At 60.2% G+C, this 24,373-nt stretch carries 25 protein-coding genes and 1 pseudogene; 9 read left to right on the forward strand and 17 right to left on the reverse strand.

All coding sequences use genetic code 11. From position 1 onward, the window contains the following. Positions 1–6 precede the first annotated feature (6 nt). Positions 7–1,392, reverse strand: coding sequence for a hypothetical protein (locus ACYZUC_RS02545; protein ID WP_461993286.1), 1,386 nt, complete (start codon positions 1,390–1,392; stop codon positions 7–9). Between the two features lie 205 nt (positions 1,393–1,597). On the opposite strand from ACYZUC_RS02545, the gene ACYZUC_RS02550 reads away from it, so the two are divergent. Beyond that, the gene (locus tag ACYZUC_RS02550; RefSeq protein ID WP_461993288.1) at positions 1,598–2,530 is read left to right on the forward strand and encodes a GlxA family transcriptional regulator; all 933 of its coding nucleotides are present in this window, start codon (positions 1,598–1,600) and stop codon (positions 2,528–2,530) included. A 299-nt stretch (positions 2,531–2,829) separates the two neighbouring features. Beyond that, entirely contained in the window at positions 2,830–3,798 is a 969-nt protein-coding gene (locus tag ACYZUC_RS02555; protein WP_461993289.1) for a nitrilase-related carbon-nitrogen hydrolase, read from the forward strand. A 766-nt stretch (positions 3,799–4,564) separates the two neighbouring features. On the opposite strand, the gene ACYZUC_RS02560 is transcribed toward ACYZUC_RS02555, so the two are convergent. Genes ACYZUC_RS02560 through ACYZUC_RS02575 form a run of 4 tightly spaced genes read right to left on the reverse strand, consistent with a single transcriptional unit; the run spans position 4,565 to position 6,760 of the window. Continuing rightward, positions 4,565–5,263, reverse strand: a complete 699-nt coding sequence (locus ACYZUC_RS02560; RefSeq protein ID WP_461993291.1) for a dienelactone hydrolase family protein — start codon at positions 5,261–5,263, stop codon at positions 4,565–4,567. A 38-nt stretch (positions 5,264–5,301) separates the two neighbouring features. After that, positions 5,302–5,925, reverse strand: a complete 624-nt coding sequence (locus ACYZUC_RS02565; protein WP_461993293.1) for a glutathione S-transferase family protein — start codon at positions 5,923–5,925, stop codon at positions 5,302–5,304. 56 nt (positions 5,926–5,981) lie between these two features. Continuing rightward, entirely contained in the window at positions 5,982–6,497 is a 516-nt protein-coding gene (locus ACYZUC_RS02570; RefSeq protein WP_461993295.1) for an HvfX family Cu-binding RiPP maturation protein, read from the reverse strand. Positions 6,498–6,550: 53 nt separating this feature from the next. Then, the gene (locus tag ACYZUC_RS02575; protein ID WP_461993297.1) at positions 6,551–6,760 is read right to left on the reverse strand and encodes an HvfA family oxazolone/thioamide-modified RiPP metallophore; all 210 of its coding nucleotides are present in this window, start codon (positions 6,758–6,760) and stop codon (positions 6,551–6,553) included. 377 nt (positions 6,761–7,137) lie between these two features. On the opposite strand from ACYZUC_RS02575, the gene glsB reads away from it, so the two are divergent. From glsB to ACYZUC_RS02590, 3 genes and pseudogenes are all read left to right on the forward strand, one after another. Next, a complete protein-coding gene (gene glsB / locus ACYZUC_RS02580; RefSeq protein WP_150636210.1) occupies positions 7,138–8,046 on the forward strand; it encodes a glutaminase B in 909 nt (302 codons plus the stop codon). Positions 8,047–8,358: 312 nt separating this feature from the next. Beyond that, positions 8,359–8,811, forward strand: a pseudogene (locus ACYZUC_RS02585) (methyl-accepting chemotaxis protein); the annotation flags it as partial. Between the two features lie 33 nt (positions 8,812–8,844). Next, complete coding sequence (locus ACYZUC_RS02590) at positions 8,845–9,237, forward strand: CZB domain-containing protein (RefSeq protein ID WP_461996805.1); 393 nt, start codon at positions 8,845–8,847, stop codon at positions 9,235–9,237. A 1-nt stretch (position 9,238) separates the two neighbouring features. Here ACYZUC_RS02590 and ACYZUC_RS02595 read toward each other — a convergent pair whose 3' ends face one another. Further along, complete coding sequence (locus tag ACYZUC_RS02595) at positions 9,239–10,030, reverse strand: N-acetylmuramidase domain-containing protein (protein ID WP_461993299.1); 792 nt, start codon at positions 10,028–10,030, stop codon at positions 9,239–9,241. A gap of 735 nt (positions 10,031–10,765) precedes the next feature. Here ACYZUC_RS02595 and ACYZUC_RS02600 point away from each other — a divergent pair. Together ACYZUC_RS02600 and ACYZUC_RS02605 are read left to right on the forward strand one after the other, a co-directional pair. Next, positions 10,766–12,268: an aldehyde dehydrogenase family protein gene (locus ACYZUC_RS02600; protein WP_461993301.1), complete on the forward strand. Its 1,503-nt coding sequence runs from the start codon at positions 10,766–10,768 to the stop codon at positions 12,266–12,268. A 73-nt stretch (positions 12,269–12,341) separates the two neighbouring features. After that, positions 12,342–12,692: a BON domain-containing protein gene (locus tag ACYZUC_RS02605; RefSeq protein WP_461993303.1), complete on the forward strand. Its 351-nt coding sequence runs from the start codon at positions 12,342–12,344 to the stop codon at positions 12,690–12,692. 119 nt (positions 12,693–12,811) lie between these two features. Here ACYZUC_RS02605 and ACYZUC_RS02610 read toward each other — a convergent pair whose 3' ends face one another. From ACYZUC_RS02610 to cynS, 3 genes are all read right to left on the reverse strand, one after another. Then, positions 12,812–13,471 carry a carbonic anhydrase gene (locus ACYZUC_RS02610; protein WP_192229300.1) on the reverse strand — a complete coding sequence of 220 codons (660 nt, stop codon included), beginning with the start codon at positions 13,469–13,471 and terminating at the stop codon, positions 12,812–12,814. A gap of 29 nt (positions 13,472–13,500) precedes the next feature. Continuing rightward, the gene (locus ACYZUC_RS02615) at positions 13,501–13,737 is read right to left on the reverse strand and encodes a DUF2790 domain-containing protein (protein ID WP_461993305.1); all 237 of its coding nucleotides are present in this window, start codon (positions 13,735–13,737) and stop codon (positions 13,501–13,503) included. A gap of 86 nt (positions 13,738–13,823) precedes the next feature. Beyond that, a complete protein-coding gene (cynS, locus tag ACYZUC_RS02620; RefSeq protein ID WP_461993307.1) occupies positions 13,824–14,291 on the reverse strand; it encodes a cyanase in 468 nt (155 codons plus the stop codon). A 121-nt stretch (positions 14,292–14,412) separates the two neighbouring features. Here cynS and cynR point away from each other — a divergent pair, with 121 nt between their 5' ends. Next, positions 14,413–15,309, forward strand: coding sequence for a transcriptional regulator CynR (gene cynR, locus ACYZUC_RS02625; protein WP_461993309.1), 897 nt, complete (start codon positions 14,413–14,415; stop codon positions 15,307–15,309). On the opposite strand, the gene ACYZUC_RS02630 is transcribed toward cynR, so the two are convergent. From ACYZUC_RS02630 to ACYZUC_RS02660, 7 genes are all read right to left on the reverse strand, one after another. After that, positions 15,295–15,597 (reverse strand): hypothetical protein, encoded by a 303-nt coding sequence (locus ACYZUC_RS02630; protein WP_461993311.1) that lies wholly within the window; start codon positions 15,595–15,597, stop codon positions 15,295–15,297. The genes cynR and ACYZUC_RS02630 overlap by 15 nt on opposite strands. A gap of 257 nt (positions 15,598–15,854) precedes the next feature. Then, positions 15,855–16,184 (reverse strand): hypothetical protein, encoded by a 330-nt coding sequence (locus ACYZUC_RS02635; protein ID WP_461993312.1) that lies wholly within the window; start codon positions 16,182–16,184, stop codon positions 15,855–15,857. Between the two features lie 222 nt (positions 16,185–16,406). Beyond that, positions 16,407–16,559: a hypothetical protein gene (locus tag ACYZUC_RS02640; protein WP_007946257.1), complete on the reverse strand. Its 153-nt coding sequence runs from the start codon at positions 16,557–16,559 to the stop codon at positions 16,407–16,409. A 146-nt stretch (positions 16,560–16,705) separates the two neighbouring features. Next, positions 16,706–17,209, reverse strand: a complete 504-nt coding sequence (locus tag ACYZUC_RS02645; RefSeq protein WP_461993314.1) for a GNAT family N-acetyltransferase — start codon at positions 17,207–17,209, stop codon at positions 16,706–16,708. 31 nt (positions 17,210–17,240) lie between these two features. Continuing rightward, a complete protein-coding gene (locus ACYZUC_RS02650; RefSeq protein ID WP_461993316.1) occupies positions 17,241–17,870 on the reverse strand; it encodes a glutathione S-transferase family protein in 630 nt (209 codons plus the stop codon). Positions 17,871–17,948: 78 nt separating this feature from the next. After that, positions 17,949–19,898 carry a DNA topoisomerase III gene (locus tag ACYZUC_RS02655; protein ID WP_461993318.1) on the reverse strand — a complete coding sequence of 650 codons (1,950 nt, stop codon included), beginning with the start codon at positions 19,896–19,898 and terminating at the stop codon, positions 17,949–17,951. A gap of 158 nt (positions 19,899–20,056) precedes the next feature. Further along, positions 20,057–22,285 carry a C1 family peptidase gene (locus ACYZUC_RS02660; protein ID WP_461993320.1) on the reverse strand — a complete coding sequence of 743 codons (2,229 nt, stop codon included), beginning with the start codon at positions 22,283–22,285 and terminating at the stop codon, positions 20,057–20,059. A gap of 317 nt (positions 22,286–22,602) precedes the next feature. Here ACYZUC_RS02660 and ACYZUC_RS02665 point away from each other — a divergent pair, with 317 nt between their 5' ends. Further along, on the forward strand, positions 22,603–22,971 hold the full coding sequence (locus ACYZUC_RS02665) for a DUF427 domain-containing protein (RefSeq protein WP_461993322.1): 369 nt from the start codon (positions 22,603–22,605) through the stop codon (positions 22,969–22,971). A gap of 36 nt (positions 22,972–23,007) precedes the next feature. On the opposite strand, the gene lldD is transcribed toward ACYZUC_RS02665, so the two are convergent. After that, on the reverse strand, positions 23,008–24,162 hold the full coding sequence (lldD, locus tag ACYZUC_RS02670; RefSeq protein ID WP_461993324.1) for an FMN-dependent L-lactate dehydrogenase LldD: 1,155 nt from the start codon (positions 24,160–24,162) through the stop codon (positions 23,008–23,010). Positions 24,163–24,373: the final 211 nt, after the last annotated feature.

Consider the following 24,373-nt stretch of genomic DNA (forward strand, 5'->3'; position numbering starts at 1 on the left):
GGCTCTTCAGTGCCTGCAACACCAGCAGCTTGTCGTAGGCATCGACGCCCAGTACGCCAATCGCGCCGATGCCGCTTTCGCCGTTGCGTCGATAGGCCGCGTCTTCGTTGGCGATGTGATCGGCGAGGCGCCGCAGGTAATCGAGCTGGGAGTTGCCGTCGGATTTTTCCAGCGGGCTGAGATCGATCGTGTTGGCGCTCGCGTTGTTTTTAGCGGCATCGCTGCTGGCGGTTTATCGTTGCTCGCCGACTCCTCGGGCAGGCGCCCGTCGAGACCACGCAGATAGCTGAAACGTAGAATCCACTGATCGACCACGTCCCGCTGGTTCTTTTCGTCGTGGCCCAGGCGAGCATCGTTGGCTACCTGCGCCTTGAAGCTTTCGATCAGCGCACGGCTGTAGAAACTGTCCCACTCGGAAATCAGCGCAATGCGATTGCCGCTGCGGCGCAGGTCGCGCGTGCAGGGCGAGCCGATTCGCCGCAGCTTGCCTTCAGTGCAACGAACGCCGGTGGCCGGGTCCACGCGGCGCAATTTCAGCTCGTCGAGCAGCAGTTGCGTCATGGTGCCGTCGTCGCTGACGGTGCGCAGCAACTTCATCGATGCTCTGGTTTCCAGCGGTGGCGAACGTTTCCGGTAGCCGCGATCCAGTGTCTCGTTATCGGCCGTCGCCAGCGGTGAGTAGATCTCCACGGTCGGTGTGGCTTTGCCAATGTCCTGGTCCTGGAACATGTCGCGCAGCACGGTTGAGGTCGAGGGGCCGATGACCTTCAGTACGGCATCGCCGGGGGGCTCGGCACATGGCGTTGGCGAACACGCTGCCGCGACTTTGCTTTTCAGGCTGGCGCGCAGGGTTTCCAGCTGTTGCAGCGGATTTGAGCCGAGCGCGTCCTGTTTCAGCCAGAACACGATCGTGCGTTCGGGTGGCGGCGCGGCCCCTTCAAGTGACGTCGGCGGATCGAAAGGGTTGGAGACGAAAATCTCATAGGGGGCGTCGACGAATGCGTTTTTTTGCGGGGCTTCGAGCGACAGGTTGGCGGCGAGTCTCAGGCAATGGATGTACTGCTCCTGATCGGGCACGCGGTGGGAATTCTTGAATCCTGCCAGCAGCGCATAACGAATGCGTCGCCGGCGTTCGACTTCGTCGGCATACGGCCCGCCTTCGACCAGCGCGACCATGAGGTCGGGTGCCGTGTTTTCTCCGGCCAGGGGCGACAGGTCCGGGCTGCAGACCTTCTCGGCATCCGGGTTCTTGCTGCCCGTGAGTTTTTTGCGGTAGCGCTCGACCGCATCGAAAGGGTCCTGCCAGAGCCGTGCCTCGATGGGCAGTTGCGCCTGGAATTGCGCACCGATGGGCCGCGGTTCAAGGAAGGGTTCGCGGTTGAGCGCGAACATCGACACCACCAGGCTGAGAATGACCGCGCTGCCGGGCAGCCAGAACCCCAGATTGATGCCAGAACCCTTGGTGTCCACGGCCTGCGCCTCGTGTTGTCGGCCAACGGCTTTCCGTTAGGTATAGACCTGATTAGGGCGTACAGTGCAAATTCGATGGCCTTAAAAGCTATAAGGCCTCCTTTACGGTCATCAGGAAACAGGCGTCATGCACAAGATCGGCCTCATCGTTTACCCCGAATTCCAGGTGCTGGGCCTGGCCATGTGCGCAGCGTTCGAAATGGCCAACGGCGCCGCCGACGAGCCGGTGTACAGCCTCACCTTGTTGTCGGAACACGGCGGGACGGTGCAGACCTCCGCCGGCTTCGGCGTGGAAACCACAGCGTTCGACGAGCGTTCGTTCGACACGCTGCTGGTGATGGGCGATAACCTGATCCGTCCGGTTTCATCGGGCATGGTGGCGTTTCTGCGCAGCGCCAGTCAGACCTGCCGCCGGGTCGGCTCGATCTGCACCGGTGCCATCGCGCTGGCCGAAGCCGGTCTGCTCGATGGCCGGCGAGCGACCACGCATTGGTGCCATGCACCGGCGCTGCAACGGGCCTACCCGAAGGTGAAGGTGGAGGAGGACCGGATCTTCATCAACGACGGCAACGTCTGGACCGCAGCTGGCATGAGTGCCTGTGTCGATCTTGCATTGGCCCTGGTGGAAAGTGACCTCGGTGCAGAAGTGGCGCGGCGGGTGGCCCGGCAATTGGTGGTGTACCACCGGCGCGCGGGCGGGCAGTCGCAGTTTTCGGTGATGCTTGAACTCGAGCCCAAGACTGACCGCATTCAAGCCGCGTTGACCTATGCCAAGCAGCATTTGAAGTCCGAGTTATCGGTCGAGGAACTGGCCAGTGCCGCCAACCTCAGCCCGCGACAGTTCAGTCGCGTCTTCCAGGCCGAAACCGGTCAGTCTCCAGCCAAGGCGATTGAAAACCTGCGGGTGGAGGCCGCGCGCCTGATGATGGAAACCGGCCGACACGCCATCGATGTGGTGGCGACAGAGACCGGTTTTGGTGATCGCGAGCGGATGCGCCGGGCGTTTATTCGCGCTTTTGGGCAACCGCCGCAAGTCATCCAGCGTGCGAATCGAGGTTGACTTGCGTGGACCCACAATTCTGAACATTCCACGACCCGTAGGAGCCGGCTTGCTGGCGATAGCGTTTTCGGAATCGCCATCGCCGGCAAGCCGGCTCCTACAGGATTGGGTGTGAATCTCGAATCCATACATCCCCTCGATCTGTAGTAGCCAGCTTGCTGGCGATGGCGATTTCGAAAACGCCATCGTCGGTAAGTCACTTGCATGGCTTAAAAGGTGGTGTATTTGGCATTTGAGACAAAATATTATTGTCGTAATCTCGATCTCGTTGAAGCCCATTCCCCACTGAGATCACCGCCATGACCATCGTCAAAGCCGCTGCCGTCCAGATCGCACCTGTGCTCTACAGCCGTGAAGGCACTGTAGAAAAGGTCGTCAACAAGATCCGTGAACTCGGCGAGAAAGGCGTGCAGTTCGCCGTTTTCCCGGAAACCATCGTGCCGTACTACCCGTACTTTTCCTTTGTGCAGGCGCCGTTCGAAATGGGCTCCGAGCACTATAAATTGCTCGATCAGGCCGTCGTCGTGCCTTCCGCGACCACCGATGCCATCGGCAAAGCCGCCAAGGACGCCAATATGGTGGTGTCCATCGGCGTCAACGAGCGCGATGGCAGTACCCTCTACAACACGCAATTGCTGTTCGATGCGGACGGCACCCTGATTCAGGCCCGTCGCAAGATTTCGCCGACCTATCACGAGCGGATGATCTGGGGCATGGGCGATGGTTCCGGCCTGCGCGCCACCGACAGCGCCGTTGGCCGCATTGGTCAACTGGCTTGCTGGGAACACTACAACCCGCTGGCGCGTTATGCCTTGATCGAGGATGGCGAACAGATTCACGCCTCGATGTACCCCGGTTCGTTCGCCGGTGAGCGGTTCACCCGCCAGATGGAAGTCAGCATCCGCATGCACGCACTGGAATCGGCGTGCTTTGTGGTGAACTCGACGGCCTGGTTGTACCCGGAACAGCAGGCGCAAATCATGGCTGACACCGGTTGCGGCATTGGTCCGATCTCCGGCGGTTGCTACACCGCGATCATCGATCCGCAAGGTGAAGTCGTCGGCGCATTGACCGAAGGTGAAGGCGAAGTCATTGCCGACATCGACTTGTTCCAGATCGAAGTGCGCAAACGTCAGATGGATGGGCGCGGCCACTACAGCCGTCCGGAAATCCTCAGCCTGAACATCGACCGCACACCGCATCGCCATGTGCACGAGCGCAACGCGCAGCCGAAGCTGGCCGTCGCTACGCAAGCGGAAGAGTTGTGATTATGGAAGTCATGACGATCAAGCGGTAAACGCTTCACCTGTAGGAGCACGGCTTGCCGGCGAAGGCGTCAGTGAAAATGCCATCGCCGGCAAGCCGGCTCCTACAGGTTTTGCGTCAACCCGCGATCCCGAACACACCCGAGATCCGTAGGAGCACGGCTTGCCGGCGAAGGCGTCTTTGAAATCGCCATCGCCAGCAAGCCGGCTCCTACAGGTTTTGCGTGAGCCTGCGACCCCGAACACCCCCGAGATCCGTAGGAGCACGGCTTGCCGGCGAAGGCGTCTTTGAAATCGCCATCGCCAGCAAGCCAGGCTCCTACAGGTTTTGCGTCAACCCGCGACCCCGAACACACCCGAAATCTGTAGGAGCACGGCTTGCCGGCGAAGGCGTCGTTGAAATCGCCATCGCCAGCAAGCCGGCTCCTACAGGTTTTGCGTGAGCCTGCGACCCCAAACACACCCGAGATCTGTAGGAGCACGGCTTGCTGGCGATGGCGTCTTTGAAATCGCCATCGCCGGCAAGCCAGGCTCCTACAGGTTTTGCGTGAGCCTGCGATCCCGAACACACCCGAGATCCGTAGGAGCACGGCTTGCCGGCGAAGGCGTCTTTGAAATCGCCATCGCCAGCAAGCCAGGCTCCTACAGGTTTTGTGTGAACCCACGATCCCGTACACACCCGAGATTTGTAGGAGCCGGCTTGCTGGCGATGGCGTCATTGAAATTGCCATCACCAGCAACCCGGGCTCCTACCTAAAGCATGTCGGTCTTAGAGTTCCATGCCCAAAAAGATCAGGGTATTGCCATGGGCTTCAGCCGCTGCGCGCTGGTTGTAGCTGTCGCGATGCGAGCAGTTGAAACCATGCTCGGCTTCCGGGTAAACCACGATTTCCACGTTGTCGTTGGTGTCGAAACGCTCGGCGATTTTCTCCACGGCTTCCAGCGGGATGTGGCTGTCCTGTTCGCCGAAGTGCATCAGTAGCGGCACTTCGATTTCGTCGGCGCGGTCCAGTTGGTTCTGGATGCCGCCGCCGTAGTAGGCGATCGCCACGTCCACCAGCCCATTGGCAGCGGTGTGGTAGGAGAGCAAGCCGCCGAAGCAGTAGCCGATAGAGGCAATGCCGCCATCCAGACCTGGTTGTGCTTTCAGGGCGTCGATGGCCAGCTCGATGTCTTTCTGCGCTTTGCCGACGTCGGTGGCGTTCATCAATTCGACGGCGCGTTTCCAGCCGGCTTCGTCGTAGGTCAGTTCGATGCGCGGGCCGCTGCGCCAGAACAGGTCCGGTGCGATCACCAGGTAGCCGTCGGCGGCATATTGCTCGGCGACCGAGCGGATGTGTTCATTCACACCGAAGATTTCCTGGATCAGCACAATCCCCGGGCCTTTCTGGGTATGCGGAATCGCCAGGTAAGCGCCGAATTTACCTTCAGCGCTGTCGATCTCGATCCATTGGGTGGTCACGCTCATGGTGGCTCCTGTCTTCGCAAGTGAGTTGAGGGGGTAGCTTACTGCGGCTGTGTGGCTTTGAAGCTCGTCAGCCCCTGCATCCGTTTCCACCAACTGTTGAAGCCGTCCACGGCAAATACCTGCGGCGCATCCGGGGTCATCGCGATGTAGGCGCAACCCGGTGCCAGGTAGAAGTCGCCGATGCTCGGTTCAAGGCCGGCGATATAGGGATCGGTGCCTTTAATCTTCATCAACTCGCGCAGCACTCGTTTCGAATTCTCGATGCCTTGGCGGCGCGAATCCTCATTCTGCCCGCCAATGAAGTCGGGAAACAGATGGTAGCCGAACACCGAGACCAGCGCGCCATAACCGTAGGAATCATAAATGCCCTGGGCCATGTGAGTGCGCGCACGGTCGTGGGCGTTGTCCGGGGTGATTGACGGGCCGGGCAGGACTTCGTCCAGGTAGGCAATGATCGCGCCGGTTTCGATCACCCGAAAGCCGTCGTGGTCGACGACGGGCACCTTGCCGAACGGGTGACGCACCAGATGCTCCGGCAGGTGCGGTTCCCCTTTGATCACGTTGACCTGCACCTGCTCGAAGTCCGCGTCTTTTTCCACCAGCAACATCTTCACTGTGCGCACATAAGTACTGCCGTCAAAACCGTAGAGAGTGAGACTCATGGCGATTGCTCCTGTTCTATTGGGAGTGGCAGGTACGTTATCGAAACGCTGGCGCCTCAGCGGTGGTTGCGACGCCAGAAGAAGCGAGCCAACAACGTATCGAGACTGAGCTTGCCGGCACCCGAGAGCAACAGCGGCATCAGGGCGGCGAGGTAAATCAGCGGCAGTTTGAAGTTGCCGTGGCCCTTGTTGCTGATGGCGTAACCCTGAGCAAGCTCACTCAATGTAGACCAATCGGCCGGCCAGTGGACGGCGGCCGTCGCAACAATGGTGACTACGATCAAGGCGATGGCCGAAATCCGTGTGCCAAAGCCGACGAGGATGGCGAGGGCGCAAAGCAGCTCGGCCCACATCGACAGTTCCCAGTTCAGCGTCGCCGGTATCTGGTCGAAGGGAAACGGGAAGCGATCCTGAATGTCGGCGAACCAGTTTTCGCCATTCCATTTTTCCAGGCCTGACTCGAAAAATTCCCAGGCAATGAACAACCGCAGGGTCAATGGGGCGAGCCAGCTACCGGCACGGTCGAGATTCAGGTGCAGGCCTTTCACGGCCGACGAGATTGCAGAGTTCATGGACGTGGTCTCCGTTCAGTCAGGGATGCGGGGCTCGTGGCCCCGCGCAAGGGTTACTCGCCGGCGCCGCACTTGCCTTCGCCGCATTTGCCTTCCGCCGGTTTTTCCGCGGTGTCGGTGTCGGCGTGGGCCTGGCTGTAGCCGTGGGCCAGCTGTTTCATGCTGAACGCTTCGGACTCGGAGGCCGACGCGACGTTGGACAGGGCCAGGCCGCCTGCGATGATCAGGCCGAGGGTCAGGGAAGAAGTCGAGAGCTTGAACATGGTGATACTCCGTAGCATTGAGTGAGTTGAGCGCTTTGATCGGCTGAGCCAATCGACAGGCACATTTCATCAATCGGGTGTATCTGCGATGTGTCGTTGGGGTGGGGTTTTATGGCCGGGGTGTGTCAAGGGCAGGGCTGTACACACTCTGATACGTAACCCTCGAAATTTTCTTGGCCTACACAAATTCCTGTAGGAGCCGGCTTGCCGGCGATGGCGTCCGTTCAGGCGATAAATGTGTCGACTGACCCACCGCTATCGCCAGCAAGCCGGCTCCTACAGGGGTATTCCAATTCACAACTGTGATCCGCTGCTGACCACCAGCGTCTAGCGTCAGTGTCCCCGCAATCCCTTGGGGCGAGACTTCGGAACCCGGCATGCAAGCGCTGTTGAACGAGATCCTTGACGCAGTTCGGCCCCTGATCGGTCAGGGCAAGGTGGCTGACTACATTCCTGCCCTCGGCACCGTGCCGGCCAATCAACTGGGCATCGCCGTGTATGGCAATGACGGCGAGCTGTTTTGCGCCGGTGACGCCCACACGCCGTTCTCGGTGCAGAGTATTTCCAAGGTATTCAGCCTGGTGCAGGCCATCGAGCACTCCGGCGAAGCCATCTGGCAGCGCCTTGGTCACGAGCCTTCCGGGCAGCCGTTCAACTCGCTGGTGCAGCTGGAATTCGAGCGCGGGCGCCCGCGCAATCCGTTCATCAACGCCGGTGCACTGGTGATCTGCGACATCAACCAGTCGCGCTTCGCCGCACCGGCCTTGTCGATGCGCGATTTCGTCCGGCGCCTGTCGGGTAATCCGCAAGTCATGGTGGACGGCAAGGTCGCCGAGTCCGAATACCAGCACCGGGCGCGCAACGCCGCCATGGCGTACCTGATGCAATCCTTCGGCAACTTTCACAACGATGTCGAAGCGGTGCTGCGCAGCTACTTCAGCCATTGCGCCCTGCGCATGAGCTGCGTGGACCTGGCCCGGGCGTTCTGCTTCCTGGCCAACGACGGCTTCTGCAAGCACAGCGGCGAACAGATCCTCAGCGCCCGCCAGACCCAGCAAGTCAATTCCATCATGGCCACCAGCGGCCTCTACGACGAGGCAGGCAACTTCGCCTATCGCGTTGGTTTGCCCGGCAAGAGCGGCGTGGGCGGCGGGATCGTCGCGGTGGTGCCGGGGCAGTTCACGGTGTGCGTCTGGTCGCCGGAACTCAACGCTGCCGGTAACTCACTGGCGGGCATGGCCGCGCTGGAACTGCTGAGCCAGCGGATTGGCTGGTCGGTGTTCTGATCGCTGGTCTGGGTTTTTTTCGTCGGATTGGATCTTTTATCCAGCATTGATCATTCGTATTGTCCGCGCCTTTGACGCAGTGCGTCGGGGCGTAGGGGAATGACGATGAATTTCACGTGGCGCAGGAAAACCACCGAGTACAACGTCGATCCGGCCTTGCAGGTGATCTCGCAGCCAGTCACGGCAGGCGTCGATGAAACCCAAATGGAAGCGCGTAAGGCCGAGTTGCGCGACCGCGATTTTTTCCGTGGCCTGGCGCAACACCTGCTGATCTGCGGCAATTCGCTGTCGCCGGTCAGCGAATCGTTCTCGATGCTCAACCAGCGTCTCAAACTCAATCACCAACGAGCGGAAACCGTCGCCCGCGCGGCCATCGACAACCGCGAGCAGGTCAGCCACCTGCAGGAACAATCGCGAGTCATGGCCGCGGGCCTGGACGCGCTGGAAGACGTGATCACCCATCTGGTGGGGCGCGCCAGCGAGATCGACCGCATCGTCGACCTGATCAGCGACATCGCCCGCAAGACCAATCTGCTGGCACTCAACGCGGCCATCGAGGCTGCCCGTGCCGGGGACACCGGACGCGGCTTCGCGGTGGTGGCCGGTGAAGTGCGGCTGCTGGCGGAAAAGACGGCCGAAGCCACCCGGGAAATCGTCAAGGAAACCTCGGCCATCCAACAGGAAATCAGCCAGGTCAAACAGGCGATTTCGCAACAGAGCCAAGTCTCCAACGCCTTCGGCGCGGTAATCGACAAAACCGCCGAGGCGATGGCCGGCATGTACGACGAGGCGCAGCAGATGCAGCGCGAAATCGACCAGTCGCACCTGCTGTCGGATGTCGAGCTGGCCAACCTGCAAGAGTTGACGCTCAAGGTCACGGTGTACGACCGCCTGCTCAATCCCAAGCCGCATTCACCGCTGATCCTGCCCGACGAAACCGAGTGCCTGTTCGGTCAGTGGTATTACAGCGATCAGAACCGCAACCAGCAGCGCGACGCCGATTTTCGGCGGATGGAAGTGCCGCATCGGCTGGTTCACAGCAGCGGTCAGGCCGCGCTGGATGCCCATGGCCGGGGCGAGCTGGAAGAGGCGCTCAAGCACGTGGGGCAGATGGAGGAGGCGAACGCGGCGGTGATGCGCACGGTCAAGGGATTGCTGCACGCGCGGCTGCAATCCCCGATGGGCCGTTGAGTCAGAGCGGTAGCGCTTCGACCCGGTTGCACAGGTGCGCCAGCGTCTGGTCGTCAAGCACCGTGGTGATGTCCAGATGCTCCTGCGCCTGAAACAGATTCATCGCGTCCCGGGTCCGTTTGCCGACGATGCCGTCGACAGGGCCGGGATGCCAGCCGAGGTAGGTCAAATAGGCCTGCGCCATGCGGATCCTCAGGTCTGGCGTGCCGCCATAGGAGAACTTCTGATACGCGGCGCTGAGCCGCAAGTCGTAGTTGTTGATGGCGTAATTGGGGCCGTTGTAGATCCGGGCAAAGTTGGCCCAGTCCTTGGCGCGCAGGGGTTTTACCGAGCCGCCTTCGATCAGTTCGCCAATGGCGCACAGCAACTGTTGGTTTTCGCCGGCTACCATCTGTTTGACCATCGCCTCGACATCCGCCGAGTTCGTTTGCCGGAAATTGAACCCCATCGTCTGGCCCAGTCCCCATGAAGCACTTTGCAAAGCGGCGTCCCTGTCCAGGTTCATGGCCAGTTTCAATCGGTCGTATTGATGCCCCTCCGATGCACCGTAGTTGCCGGGTTGTTTGTTGCTGATGTCGGGGTGTTGGGCGTCGAACCGGCGTTGGGTGAGCCGGCTGAAAACGTGACGCTCATACAGGATTTTCGGGCGGCGATCGGTGAAGAATCCGTTGCCGGAGGTTTCTACTGCTAAAACCGCCCAGAGTTGCGCAGCACTGACTTTGGCCAGGTCCAGCGCATTGGCCAGGCCTTCATCGTCCAGCGCCGCGCCATGACTTCTGAATTCATCGTTCATGACGGCCTCCTTGGGAAAAGGAAACGCTGATGTTCCTCTTTTAGCGTAGGAGCGCGGGGGGACGGGCAGCGGGGATTGCGATCATCGGTTGCTTTGTTGGCGGTGCAGGCCGGGCGTGTTCGGAGCGAGTAAACAGGGCGGATGGAGGTTTGGTTTTTTTTGGGATGGGGTACATATCCGTTTCTTTGGTTTCGGCTGCTATTGGTTTCGCCCTTACGGCGAGTCACTTGGAAGAGCCCCAAGTAACCAAGGGCTCTTGCCCCTTTCGTTCGGTGCCTCGCTAATGCTCGGCATGCCCTCGCTCCGGTCCTGCTCCGTGGGCCCGCCGCCATCGGCCATCCCTGGCCGGGGGCGGCTAACCCGGCATCCATGCCGGGTTGCCCACTGCGCAGAACCTGCGCTCGGCCTCTCGAGGGGGCGCTCAGATCAAAAGCTGAAGGCGAGCTAACGCTCGGCCTGATGAGTGGTGAGAAGCAAAAGCAAACGCGATTCCCTGTAGGAGCCGGCTTGCTGGCGATAGCGGTGGGTCAGTCGACATGTTTATCGCCTGGACGAACGCCATCGCCAGCAAGCCGGCTCCTACAGGGATCTGCGTACGTTTTCGCGTTTCACCACTCATCAGGCCGAGCATTAGCGAGGAATCGAGCGAAATGCGTCGGTTGGCCAGCGGTTAATGACGCTCCTGGGAATTTGCTATACATTTTCCGACCGCCCATTGCATGGTGAAACCGCTTCATGTCTCTTGCGCTCGAACGTCTAGTCGCTGGCACGCCAATCCCTTTCGCTGGTAACCGCGTCACTGTGGTCAGCCCCGAACTGGCCTTGCGCTTTCAGCCCGGGGACCACCTGTTGGTGGAGCAGGTCAGCGGCGAGTTGTTGCTGATTCCCGTTGCGGACCAGAAAGCGGCGGCGGTCGCGATTGAGCGGGCTGAAGCGGCGTTTACGGCGATGTCCGCCGTTTCCGATCAGGCGATCAGTGCGTTTTTCGACCTTTTTGCCCAGCGCCTGGAAAACCAGGACTGCTGGGACTTGATCGAAGCTGCCAACCGCGCCGACATCGAGTGGGCCAAGTCGCGCGGACGCTCAACCACACGGTTGCTGGCCGATGAACGCATGCGCCGCGACATGATCGCGGGCCTCCGGGCCTGGCGCGATGCGCCAGCCACGCGCGGCAAAGTGATCAGTTGCGTCGAGCATGACGGCTGGAAGGTCGAACAGGTGGTTTCGCCGTTGGGCATCGTCGCCTTCGTCTTCGAGGGCCGGCCGAATGTTTTCGCCGACGCCGCCGGCGTGTTGCGCACCGGCAACACCGCGGTGCTGCGCATTGGCAGCGATGCCTTGGGCACGGCGCAAGCCATTGTCACCCACGCGTTGAATCCGGCATTGAGTGAGGCCGGTTTGCCGGTGGGCGCAGTGTCGCTGGTGGAAAGTATCAATCACGCCGCCGGTTGGGCCATGTTCGCCGACCGTCGCCTGTCGTTGGCGGTGGCCCGTGGTTCGGGGCGTGCGGTCAGTCAGTTGGGCAGCATCGCGCAACAGGTCGGCACTGCCGTCAGCCTGCATGGCACCGGTGGCGCCTGGCTGGTCGCCGACAAGGACGCCGACGCCAAGCGCTTTGCCGCCGTCGTGCGCAATTCCCTGGACCGTAAAGTCTGCAACACCCTGAACGTCTGCCTGATCCACCGCGATCGCGCCGCCGAACTGGTGCCGCTGTTTCTGGACGCCCTGGAAAAAGCCGGCAGCGCCCGGGAAGAGGGCTGCAAGTTGCACATCGTCGAGGGCAGCGAAACGTATTTGCCGGGCCGTTGGCGCACCGCAACCGTCGAGGTCTATCGCCCTGACGGCTACCAGACCGAAGCGTTGGCCGAACCACTGCCCGAAGACCAGTTGGGCCGCGAGTGGGAGTGGGAAGAAACCCCGGAAGTCAGCCTCAAGATCGTCGACGACCTGGGCCAGGCCATCGCCTTGTTCAATCGCTACAGCCCGCAATTCACCGTGTCATTGATCAGTGAAAATGCCGAGGCGCATGAGCGCTTCTACAACGCAGTCAACGCGCCTTTTGTCGGCAACGGGATTACCCGTTGGGTCGACGGGCAATACGCGCTGAATAAACCGGAACTGGGGCTTTCAAACTGGGAGAGTGGTCGTCTGTTTGCTCGCAGCGCGATTCTTTCGGGCGATGGCGTGTTCACGATCCGTAGTCGCATGACGCAGATCGATCTGTCGGTCAAACGCTGAGAGCCCGACCTCAAGCGCAGACCGCACTATAATTAAGGATGTCTGCGACTGCGTCTTGAGACAGAGGTCCGCCATGAAACTTCAATCCTTCGAGCATTACTCTCATCAGCTGGAAATGGCCGCGCACGATGCGTGGCTGACAGCCCGGGTGAAGTCGGCCATGGCGTTGGCCGATCCGACCCTTAGCCTGCAAGTCCATGTCAAAACCCTTGCGGGAATGGTGATGTTGAGTGGTCGCGTCAACACTCATAAGCAATGTGAGCAGGCTGTTGCGCTGGCTCGCACGGTAAGTGGTGTCAATGAAATCGATGCCAGGGAATTGCTGACTCACGTGTTCACGCCCGGAAGCTTTCCAACACCGCCCAACGCCGAGGAAAACCCGGAGATCCGGCCATCCTCGTCAACCAAACCGGAAGACAAATAAAGCGGGGTGCAGCGCTTCCGTGAGTCGGGCGCGCTGCATTTTCACTTCGCGGTTATTGAGCGCGGATGTTGATTGGCTGCACGGTGCCAGCTGAGGGCGATGGCCCTCTGGTGCACGGATCAAGCCGCTTCAACCGCTTTGCCATGAACGGCGCACGTGCTCGGGTGTTCGACCAGTGACACGAACGTGCGGCTGTTGGCATCCAGTGCATCGATCGACCCGGTTTCGATGTCGTAGACCCAGCCATGCAGGTTCAGCAGGCCTTTTTCCTGAGCCAGTCGCACGCTCGGGTGCGTCTGAATGTTCGCCAGTTGCGCGATCACGTTTTCCCGCACCATCGAACTCACTTTTGCCGCGTCGCTGGCATGAGGCCGGGATTCGTTGATGACTTTCGCCGATTCCGCATGTTGCAACCAGCCGCTGACGGCGGGCAGGTGATCCATGCATTTGCAGCTGGCGACGGCTGTCATCGCGCCGCAATCCGAATGGCCGCAAATCACGATGTCGGTGACGCCCAGTACGGCCACCGCGTATTCGACCGTGGCCGATACACCGCCCGGATGCGGGCTGTAGGAGGGCACGATATTGCCGGCATTACGGATCACGAACAGTTCGCCGGGTTCCTGCTGAGTCAGCAGTTCCGGCACGACACGGCTGTCGGAACAGGTGATGAACAGCGTGCCGGGGTGTTGCGTGGTGGCCAGGTGTTTGAACAGGTCGGTCCGTTGCGGGAAGGCTTCCGTCTGGAACTTCAAAAAACCGTCGATGAGCGCTTTCATGGGGGAATTTCCTTTCAAATGATGGGGGATCAGTTCGAGCAGCCGGTGCCAAACACGCTGTAGTCCAGAATGTGAGTGGCGCCTGTGGAGTCCTGGTACGTCATTTCCACGGGGACAACCCCGCATTCATTGGCAATCGGCGTGATGCTCACGACATGCGCGATGTCCAGTTTCATGCCGTACTCGTAGGCGACGGCCGTTTCCTTCGCGTGAACCTGGGCAGACATGCCCGCTAACAACGACAGCACCAACAGAATTTTTTTCATGGGGCATCCTCCAGGCCAATGTGGTGAACAAAGAAACAAGTGGGGTTCTGGAACAGGCCCGCACTTGAGTGCGGGCCGGGGTCAACTCAGAAAGGACGCAGTGGCAGGAACTTGCCGTCGAGGGTGATCACGGCGCGGGAGCCGCCTTCCGGGTCTTCAACTTTTTTCATGTCGAGCTTGAAGTTGATCGCGCTGATGATGCCGTCGCCGAACTGTTCATGAACCAGGGCTTTGAGCGTGGTGCCGTAGATCTGGATCATTTCGTAGAAGCGGTAGATGGTCGGGTCGGTCGGCAAGCCAGAGAGGCTGCCGCGCAGTGGAATGATTTGCAGGCGGGCCACGGCGTCGGCGTCCAGGTCGAGCTTCTCGCCAATCACTTTGGCGGCACTTTCCGGCAGCGGGTGCTGACCGAGCAGGGCGGCGGTGACGTAGGCCAGGCCGAGGCCGGTGCCGTCGGTCAGGTCCTGCCACGACAGGTTTTTACGCGCCTTGGCATCGAGGATCGAGGTGGTCAGGGTCAGGCTCGGGTCGTTGTAAGCGTGGGACTGTTGCATGGTGAATCTCCTCTCGGGTTGAGTACTGCTTGGGTGTGAAGCAATCTTCTGCCGATTGATTCATAGCGTCCAAGACCGATATACAATGCATTGCATAAGCCCTGCCTATAGGTTGATCCCGATGTTGCTCCGACATTTGCGCTACTTGCTGGCGGTCGCCGACCACGGCGGCTTCACCCGTGCTGCCGAGGCATTGCACGTGTCCCAACCGACCTTGTCGCAACAGATCCGCCAACTGGAGGAAACCCTCGGCGTGAGCCTGTTCGACCGCACCTCGCGCACGGTCAAGCCGACCGATGCGGGTGAGGCCTACATCGAGTGCGCTCGGCGGGTGCTGGTGGAACTGGAGGCGGGTAAACGGGCGTTGCATGACGTGAAGGACTTGTCCCGGGGGACGTTGCGATTGGCGATGACGCCGACGTTCATGGCGTATCTGGTCGGGCCGTTGGTGCGCGACTACGTGGCGCGCTATCCGAACATCCACCTGGAGATTTTCGAGTTGTCGATGGACGGCATCGAAGCCGGGCTGCTGGATGACTCGCTGGACATCGCCATTGCATTTGATCAGGTCAGGAATGCTGACATCGAGTCGATCCCGGCGTTTACCGAGACGCTGGGCGTGATGGTCGGGCGGGATCATCCGTTGTACGAAAGCCGGGTCGCGTTATCCGCTGAAGCGGTGGCCCAGCTGGAATTTGCCCTGTTGGCCACGGATTTCGTCACCCGAACCCGAATCGATGATTATTTCGCTGAGCAGCGGATCACGCCAAAAGTGGCCATCGAGGTGAACTCGGTCAGCACCTTGCTGGAAGTCATCCGCCACACGGCGATCGCCACCATCCTTCCGGAACCCATCGCCACTCAGGACCGCGCGTTACGCAGGATCCCGTTGCTGGGGGAGGCGCCCAAGCGCGGGGCCGCGCTGCTGCGGCGCAAAAACAACTACCACAGTGCGGCGTCGGTGGCCTTCATGGAGCTGGTGCTGGGAAGCGCTGAGGCGACGTCAGTCATCCACTGACTGGCACACGCCGTTGGAGGCCTTGCCGGTGGCGGTCACGGCGACCGAATCATCATCGGCGAGGACAATTGTCAGGGTGATACCGGAGCCTTTGGCTTCGAAGTGGCGCTCACTGATGATTTTGGTGTCGGCTTCCTTGCCGTTGATCATGACCGGCCCATCCTGATCCCCCTGGACGAGAAACTTGCCAGGGCACTCCACCGCGAATGACGGGACACCGTCGACGCTGTTTGCCTGAGCAACACTTGTCAGAACCAGCAACAGCGGGAATATCAGCTTGTTTTTCATCGCAAGTCTCCTGGGACCAACAGCGGATACGCTTAACAATAGCTTTGTTTGGCAAACCGGAGACAAACAAAAAGGCCCCGCTCGTTTATTCGAGCGGGGCCTTTTTTATGGGGCCTTCATTGGCTTGAACACCCATTCAGCCCATTGTAGGAGCCGGCTTGCCGGCGATGGTCGTTAACGATAACGCGTACTGACTGTGTCACCACGGTGTAGTTGAGTCCATCGCCGGCAAGCCGGCTCCTACATCATTGGGTTTATCAGTAGAACCGATCAATCACCCGAACTTCATTCTGGTTCTGCATCGAGTCCCAGGCCTGCTTCAGCGTTTGCAGGACATTGCCGATGAAGTCCTTGTCGGCTGCTGCTTTCTTGCCGACATAACCCTGGCCGCGACGGTACATCTTCAGTCGGGCCAACAGGTTCTGGTTGTTCTGGTCGAACTCGGATTCATGGGCATGCGGCGACAGGCAATCGATATGAACCTGGCCCGATTTGCTGATCCACAGAATGTGGCTGTCGTGGCTGTCTTTTTGCGCAGCGAACATACGAGCCAGTTCATCGATAGTAGGTTGATTGTTCAGATTCATAATATGCCCCTTGACCATTTGGTGATCTTTCAAAGTTGATTCGCTAATACAGGTAGCCCATCGGTTAGTTGATCCCTGGCACCGAAACCAGGACGTCAGCGGTCGGCCGTCGAGAGTGACGGGGTCCCGCGTCTGTTGCATGTAGTCGTGTTGAATAACTGCTACGCAATAGCGTCACAACGAAGAGAAGCAGCGAATACCTTCAAGCCACTGCCGACGTTTTCAGGGTCGGCCACAAGCTTCATGAGGATTGATCGCCAGCGCTTCTCGTCCTTGTACTGGACGTTCGGGCCAGGTCAGCTTCTTCAATCTGCCTTGTGGGCAGCGTGTATCCGGGAAAAACAGCTCGGCGGTCAGACGAGCTTGCTCAAACATGTTGCTGTACTCCCGATCGGGGAGATGTCTGCATCATGCAAGGGCAAATCGGAGGCGTCAACGGTTTTGTAGTGATTATTTTCAGTCACTACATATTGTCGGACAAAGCTGTTTGGAATTAGAAAGCAACAGGGAAAAAGCGCCACTCAGGACGGTGGCGGCGCGCTTTGAAAGCGGTAAAAGGTGCAGGGGTAACCGTCTACTGGTTGCTGATGCCTGGAGAACGCGCCACCCGTGAGCTCAGGTATCACACGGGCCCAGAACTGCCGTGCAGGCGGGTTGGCGTCGATGTGGAAAATCTGCCATTGCCCGGGCAGCTGGCTCAAGAGGGTAGAAATGACAAACGTCGCGACTCCTTGGCCACGAAAGCGTCGGCTGACAAAAAGGTAGCCGATGTTGTACTGGGCGCCAGACAGATGGGTGTTGTCATCCACGGTCACAAAACCCGCCAGCTCCCCGTCGACCTTGATCAGGTACGGGCGGGTTGCGGGTTCGCGCCAATAGTCCTGTTGCGACTGGATGTGGAAGAAGCCATGCCCGCCGAGTTTGAGCGGCAGCCACTCACTGAGGTCGTACATATAGAACTGCATCAGGTTTTCGAGCGTTTCCAGTTCGTCGCGCTGAGCGGCGTGCAGTTCTATCGAGGGCATGCGGACTGGCTCCTGTTCAGAGCGGGATCAATCAGTGAGGCGCGAAGTCGTATTTGCCGCCTTTCTGCAGTGCGGCTTGATACGCCGGGCGCGCCTGGAAGCGCTCGATCCAGGCCGCTACATGAGGGTAGTCGCCGAGCTTGCCCTGGGCGCGGGCGATTTCGCCAATAAAACTCATCTGGATATCGGCTGCGCTGAATTCCTTGCCCAGCAGGTAATCGGACTGGCTCAGCGCCGTGTTCAGATAACCGAGGTAGTTGGCCACTTCCGAGTTGATCCGCGGATGCAGCGGTGCGCCGGCTTCACCGAGACGTCCGACGTACAGGTTCAGCATCAACGGCAACATGGCCGAGCCTTCGGCAAAATGCAGCCACTGCACGTATTCATCGTAGGCCGGGGTGGTCGGATCGGGTTGCAGGCGACCCTCGCCATGGCGACGAATCAGGTAGTCGATGATTGCGGCGGACTCAATCAGTTTCTGCGTGCCGTCTTCGATGACCGGCGATTTACCCAGGGCGTTGATCGCTTTCAGTTCCGGCGGGGCCAGGTTGGTTTTCGGATCGCGCTGATAGAGTTTCAGTTCGTAAGGGATGGCCAGTTCTTCCAGCAGCCACAGAATGCGCTGGGAGCGGGAGTTGTTCAGGTGGTGCACGATAATCATGGTCGATGCCTTTTCAGGAAACAGGGTTGTAGCCGGGCTTGAAGAACACTAGACCATCGCTGTCCATTCGAAGTGCCATCAAGCTTTACCCGGCGGTTTTGCTGCACGTTTGGCGCCGGTCGATGGCTTGCGTTTGGCCGGCTTGCGTTTGTTTTTCCAGGGTGTGGCACCTCGCCCGGCAGGGCTTGCAGGCCCGCTGATGCTCAGGCTCAGGCCGGAGCAGCGGGCAACCTGCTTGCTCATCCACGCCGCCTGTTTGGTGACGAACTCTTCCAGGCTCATTTCGCCGCTCTGCACCATGTCCAGCGCCTGCTCCCAGATCGCTGTGGTGCCCGGGTCGGCAATCGCGCGCGGCACGGCGTCGATCAGGCTGAATGCCGCCGGGGTGGCGGCCAGGGCCTTGCCGTTCTTGATCAGATAACCACGGTCGAGCAGGCCCTGAATGATCGAGGCGCGGGTGGCTTCGGTGCCAATCCCGGTGGTGTCCTTGAGTTTCTGTTTCAGCAGTGGATCCTCCACCAGCTTGGCGACGTTCTTCATCGCCTTGATCAAATCACCTTCGGTAAACGGTTTGGGCGGTTGCGTCCAGAGGTCCTTGAGCTTCACTTCGGCCACCGCGCAATCACGGCCTTCGCTCAATGTCGGCAGTGTTTGCGGCGCCGGTACTTCGCGGCCCTTGGCCGGAGCAAGGGCCTCGGGCAGGGCGCGTTTCCAGCCGGGTTCGACGATCTGCTTGCCGACCGCGCGCAAGGCTTCGCCGGCACAGTCGAAGTCGGCCTGGGTCCGGTCGTATTCATGGTTGGGCAGAAACTGCGCCAGATACCGCGCGCGGATCAGCGTGTAGACCGCTCGCTGCTTGCCCACCAGTCGATCCAGGTTCTTTGCCGCAGCCGTGGGGATGATGCCGTGGTGAGCGCTGACCTTGGCGTCATTCCAGGCCCGTGAGCGCCGTTGCGGTTCAAGGTGGTCCTGCAAGGCGTTCAGCGTCGGATCTGCGTGCCGCAGGGCGGCGAGAATACCGGGCGCTTCACTGTGCTGACTCACCGGCAGGTAACCGCAGTCGCTGCGAGGGTAGGTGATGACTTTGTGGGTTTCGTAGAGTGCCTGGGCGATGTCGAGGGTTTCCTGAGCGCCAAGCCCGAGTTTCTTCGAACAGACTTCCTGCAAGGTGCCCAGATCGAACGGCAACGGCGCCACTTCGCGCATGCGCTCGGTGCGCAGTTTGATCACCCGGGCGCTCGCCGCGTTGCCAATCGCCGCCGCAGCTTGTTGTGCGAGAGCCTGATTGAGGCAGCGATCCTGATCGTCGCAAACGTCGGATGGCGCACGCCACTGTGCGGTGAACGCGGTGCCATCGTGCAGCAGCTGCACGTCGATGGCCCAGTAAGCCACGGGGACGAAATCGGCGATGCTGCGGTCGCGGTCCACCACCAGGCGCAGGGTCGGCGTTTGCACTCGACCGACCGGCAATACGCCCTGATAACCGGACTGGCGCCCCAGCAGCGTGAACAACCGGCTCATGTTCATGCCGATCAGCCAGTCGGCCCGTGAACGGCCCAATGCCGAATGATAAAGGCTGAAGGTCTCTGCCCCCGGCTTCAGCGCAGCCAAAGCCTTGCGGATTGACGCATCGTCCAGCGCCGACAGCCACAACCGCTGGATCGGCCCGCGATAACGGCAATGCTCCACCAGTTCCCGGGCGATCATTTCGCCTTCACGGTCGGCGTCGGTGGCGATCACCAGTTCATCGGCCTCGCCGAGCAAGCGTTTGACCGCCTTGTACTGACTGGCGGTGCGCGGTTTGACGGTCATTTTCCATTTGTCCGGAATGATCGGCAGATCCGCCAGCACCCAGCGCTTGTAGCGTGCGTCGTAGGCATCCGGTGGCGCGGTTTCCAGCAGATGGCCGATGCACCAGGTCACCGTGACGTCCGTTCCCAACCAGCAGCCGTCGCCGCGACGCCGGGCGCCGAGCACGGCCGCAATGTCTTTGGCCTGGGAAGGTTTTTCACAGAGGTACAGCCGCATAACCACCATCGTTCATCAATTGCCGGGAGGTGCACAGAATGGCCGCTGAAGAGCGATGGAGCAATCTTTATCTGTATGGATGTACAGCTCGTGCGTTTCTGGTCATTGCAATGCCCTTTGTAGGAGCGAGCAAGCTCGCTCCGTCAGGTGGGCGTTGTTCAGTAGTTCAGGTTAACCACCGGTTGCGCGAGTTTCGTGCCCGGTGCAAGCCGCAAAATCGTCAGCAAAACGCTGGTGATGACGTTGATGTCATTGTCGAACCCGCCGTGGGAAGTGTCCGCCTTGACCCCCGCGCCGTAGTTCATTTTCGGGTCGTTGAAAATGTGCAACGTGGACGCGAACGCATCGGGAAGGCCTCGGCCCGTTGCGGCGAAACCGGCCGGGATCGCGTTGCCCCAGTAAAACCGGTTCCACTGTTCAGTCATGTTTTTGGCGGCGATGTTCCATTCCGCGAGGTCGGGGTCGCTGAAATCCTGGAAGTCTTTATCCAGGGCTTTGGCCATCCCGAGCAGCGGCATGCGTTGCAGTTCTTCATAGGCGCGGGAAACCAGGTAGAGCAGCGATTTGTGATACGCGCCAATGACGTTATCCGCCTGTTCGCGCTGATCGGACATCAGGTGAATGTGGAAGTCCTTGCGCTTGAGCCCGCCGTCCTCGATGACCTTGCGATAGGTCTGGTTGGCGAAGTCCAGAGTGCACGCCGGGGCCATCAGCGTCGAAGTCTCGGTCGGCAACTGCCGGGCCCATAGCAGGCGAATCAGGTGGCCATTGATCAACGACCCTGCCGAGTGGCCGATCAGATGCAACTCGACTTTTTTCTGGCCCATGTCGTCGATCAGCTTTTTCAGGTTGTCCGCCATTTCCACCAAGCCTCGCGGGGTGAAACCCGATACGGCAGCGGCTTCGGCGTTCTGCTTCATCTGGCTCCACTGATCGCCACCGAGCTTCTTGGTCGCCAACTCGACCGTGCGATCAAGCCCTTCAAGGGTTTTGTCCTTGATCAATTTCAGCACGTCGCTGATGCCGCCTGCTTCGAACACCCCGGGCAGCGTGTCCTGGATGATATCCGCGAGTGTTTCGAGCGCCCCGGTACGCCAGGTGATAAACAGCGGATAGATGCCGTTTTCCAGGAAGTAGGGCGCCATCGCACAGATCCGGTTGATGGAGTCCTGTTCGGAGTTAAGCCCCCCGTGGGCCACAATGGCGATGCGCAGCACCGGGGGTTTGTTGGCCGCCGGCAGCTTGTCGTACCAGGCGCGAGGTGCTTCGTAGACGATCCGTTTGACGCCGGCGCGGACGTTCTCCACATCGGTCAGCCGGGGGCCGATGCTGCCGTTGTTTTCCATGACGATGGTCAGGCCGTACGCCTGATCTTTGGTCAGCAGCGCGGGTCCTTTGCGTTCTGAGTCCCGCGAGCTGGCGGTGAACAACGAAAAGCCTTCACGCTTGGCAACGGAGCTCGACAGGGCGTTGCGAAACGGTGATTGAACATCGGCCCTGGCGCGTGACGGGCGCGAGTCCGGGGAGAGCCCGCCGTGTTCGATCGGTACGCCAAGGCCCACGGTCCAGGCGTCGGTGCCATTGGCCAGCCAGTCTTCGAAGGTCAGGATAGCGAAGCCGGAAAATCCCCAGTCGGTCGACCAGGAGTTCTGCACGATGAAACCCTGGCTGGTGTAGCCGATCAAGGCAAAGGCATGGCCGCCCTGGGTGTTCGCCGACGCTTTGATTACAGGCAGTTGCGATATGCTTTCAAACGCCGCCACCGGGCTTTTTTTGCTTTTGGGTCGCATCAGTGCCCAACCCTGATGCACGTTGGCCGAGACGTAAAGCGCGCCGGCTTCATACAACGCCGCCATCATCGCGGTGACATCGTCCTTTTCCACGCGGTAGTAGACACCCAGCGGCCGGGTCACGGCATCGGCGGCCCAATTCTCGGCCGGTGCCTCGAACGCCGGCACCGAGCCATCGGGCTTGACGGTGTAGGGCCATAATTCCTGCGCGCAGACACCGTGCTTGTGCCAGCCCTTCAACGCGCCGCGACAGCTTGAACCCGAGTAGTCCTCGCCGGGCCATTCGTCATACAGCTTGGCCAGGTGATAGAGCTGGCGCGGGCTGGTCTTGGTGGCCGTACGGTCCCGCCGCCACAACAGAAAGTTGACCACCGCCGCCAGGCCGAACCCGGTGCACGCGCCCTCGTTACCCTGGAACAGCACCATGTCTCTGGCCAGGTATCCCGACAGTTCGGCAGCGATGTCCTTGTCGGCGGGCCAGGAGGGCGGCAGCGACTGGATTCGTGGAGTGAACAGGCGATCACGCAGATCGAGGCGATCCGGGCGTGCGTCGAGGGTGATCAACGTTTGATCGAGGGAAAATCGGCTGGCCGGCATGTTGGTGACCCTCAAGCTTCTGAGACTCGAACCCCCACGCCACGACGACCTGACTGCGAAGCAGGGATGTCAACGGTGCTATTGATCGTAGACGATGTTTCAGCGTAATTGGGCCGTTGGTCCGCTTGTGCCGGTCCACCGACGGATAGCTTCAGCGTCCCGTTCGGCTGTGAAGCCGTCGCGCTGACGAAATCTGGGTTATACCTGACGAAGCTGTGTTCTCAAGTTTTGGGGCACTGTGCGACCCATTGCGGGCAATTCGGATCGCCGCATCGCACGCTCCCACAGGTTTTTCATCGTCCCGAGGAACGCATTTCATGAAAAGCTCCGGTCCTAGCCCTGTCATTACCATCGCCGAGCAGCCCGGCTGTCTGTTGGTGAAGTTTCACGGCATTCAGGTGGCTGCGTCGGCGCGCGCGCTGGTGCTGCTGGAGGCCAATTACCCTCCGGTGTACTACGTGCCCCGGGAGGATATCGACGAGAAATATTTTGCCCGCACCGACCACACCAGTTACTGCCCCTACAAGGGCGATGCGAGCTATTTCAGCCTGCAGATCCCGGGGCATGAGGGCGCGAATGCGGCGTGGAGCTATGAAGATCCCAAAGTGTCGGTAGAACAGATTCGCGGTTACATTGCGTTCTATCCCGATCAGGTGAAGTTCGAGATTCTCAAAGACGTCGAGTGATTGAAAACGCCCTGCATTGACAGGGCGTTTTTACGATCAGGCGTTCAGTTCACGAACCGCCTGCACCAGCGTCGACTCATCGATCTGAGCAATCGAAGTCACCCCGGTCAACGTCATCGCCACGCGCATCTCTTTGGCGAAAATATCCAGCATGTTTTCCACGCCGCGTTGACCGTCGGCGGCCAGGGCATAGGCCATGGACCGCCCCAGCAATACACCTTTCGCGCCCAGGGCCAGCATCCGCACGACATCGAGCCCCGAGCGGATCCCCGAGTCGACCAGCACCGTCAGATCATTCCCCACCGCTTGTACGATGGGAGGTAATGCCTTGGCAGTGGAAAGCACGCCGTCCAGCTGTCGTCCGCCATGGTTCGACACCACAATGCCGTCCGCGCCAAAGCTGACGGCGTCTCGCGCGTCCTGAGGATCGAGAATGCCTTTGATGATCATCGGGCCTTTCCAGAAGTCACGAATCCACTCCAGATCGCTCCAGCTGATCGACGGGTCGAAGTTGTTCGCCAGCCAGCCCATGTAGTCTTCGAGCGTGACGGCTTTGCCAAGGTACTTCGAGATGTTGCCCAGATCGTGCGGGCGTCCCATGACACCGACGTTGAAGGCCCAGTCGGGTCGGGTCATCGCCTGAAGCATTCGCCGCGATGACGCAAACGGTCCGGACATGCCTGAGTGCGCATCCCGGTAACGCGCACCGGGCGTGGGCATGTCGACGGTAAACACCAGGTTCTTCACCCCGGCAGCCTTGGCCCGTTCCAGGGCATTTTTCATGAAGCCCCGGTCTTTCAGCACGTACAGCTGGAACCAGATGGATTGTTGGCTTTGCGCCACCACTTCCTCGATCGAACACACCGAGACTGTCGACAGGCACAGGGGAATGCCTTTGTTTTGCGCCGCTTTCACGGCTTGTACTTCGCCTCGACGGGCGAACATGCCTGTCAGGCCTACCGGCGCCAGGATGATCGGCATTGCGAGGGGCTGGTCGAAGAGGGTGGTTTGCAGGCTCAGGGTTTCGACGTTTTTCAGAATGCGCTGACGCAGGCTGATGCCTGTCAGGTCGGCGCTGTTGGCCCTCAGTGTGTGCTCCGCATAAGCGCCTCCATCGATGTAATCGAACAAGAACCGGGGGAGTTTGCGGCGGGCTGCCTCGCGATAGTCGGATGCGGATGAAATGATCATGGTGCCTCGGTCGGGTGAGTGGCGGGGCGATGGGTGCTTGGAGCCAGAGTAGCGAAAACGGCTCGTGTTTGCGGTAATTCTGTTTTTCGCAGATGTTCCCGGAATCATTGTGGGGGTGACGGTGCGACCCGTCTCTTGCAAGTGTGCGCCGATCAAATTGTAGGAGCTGGCTTGCCGGCGATAGCTCTGTTTCAGGCGACGAGTTTTTTTG

The sequence above is a fragment of the Pseudomonas sp. GT1P32 genome (assembly GCF_054897805.1).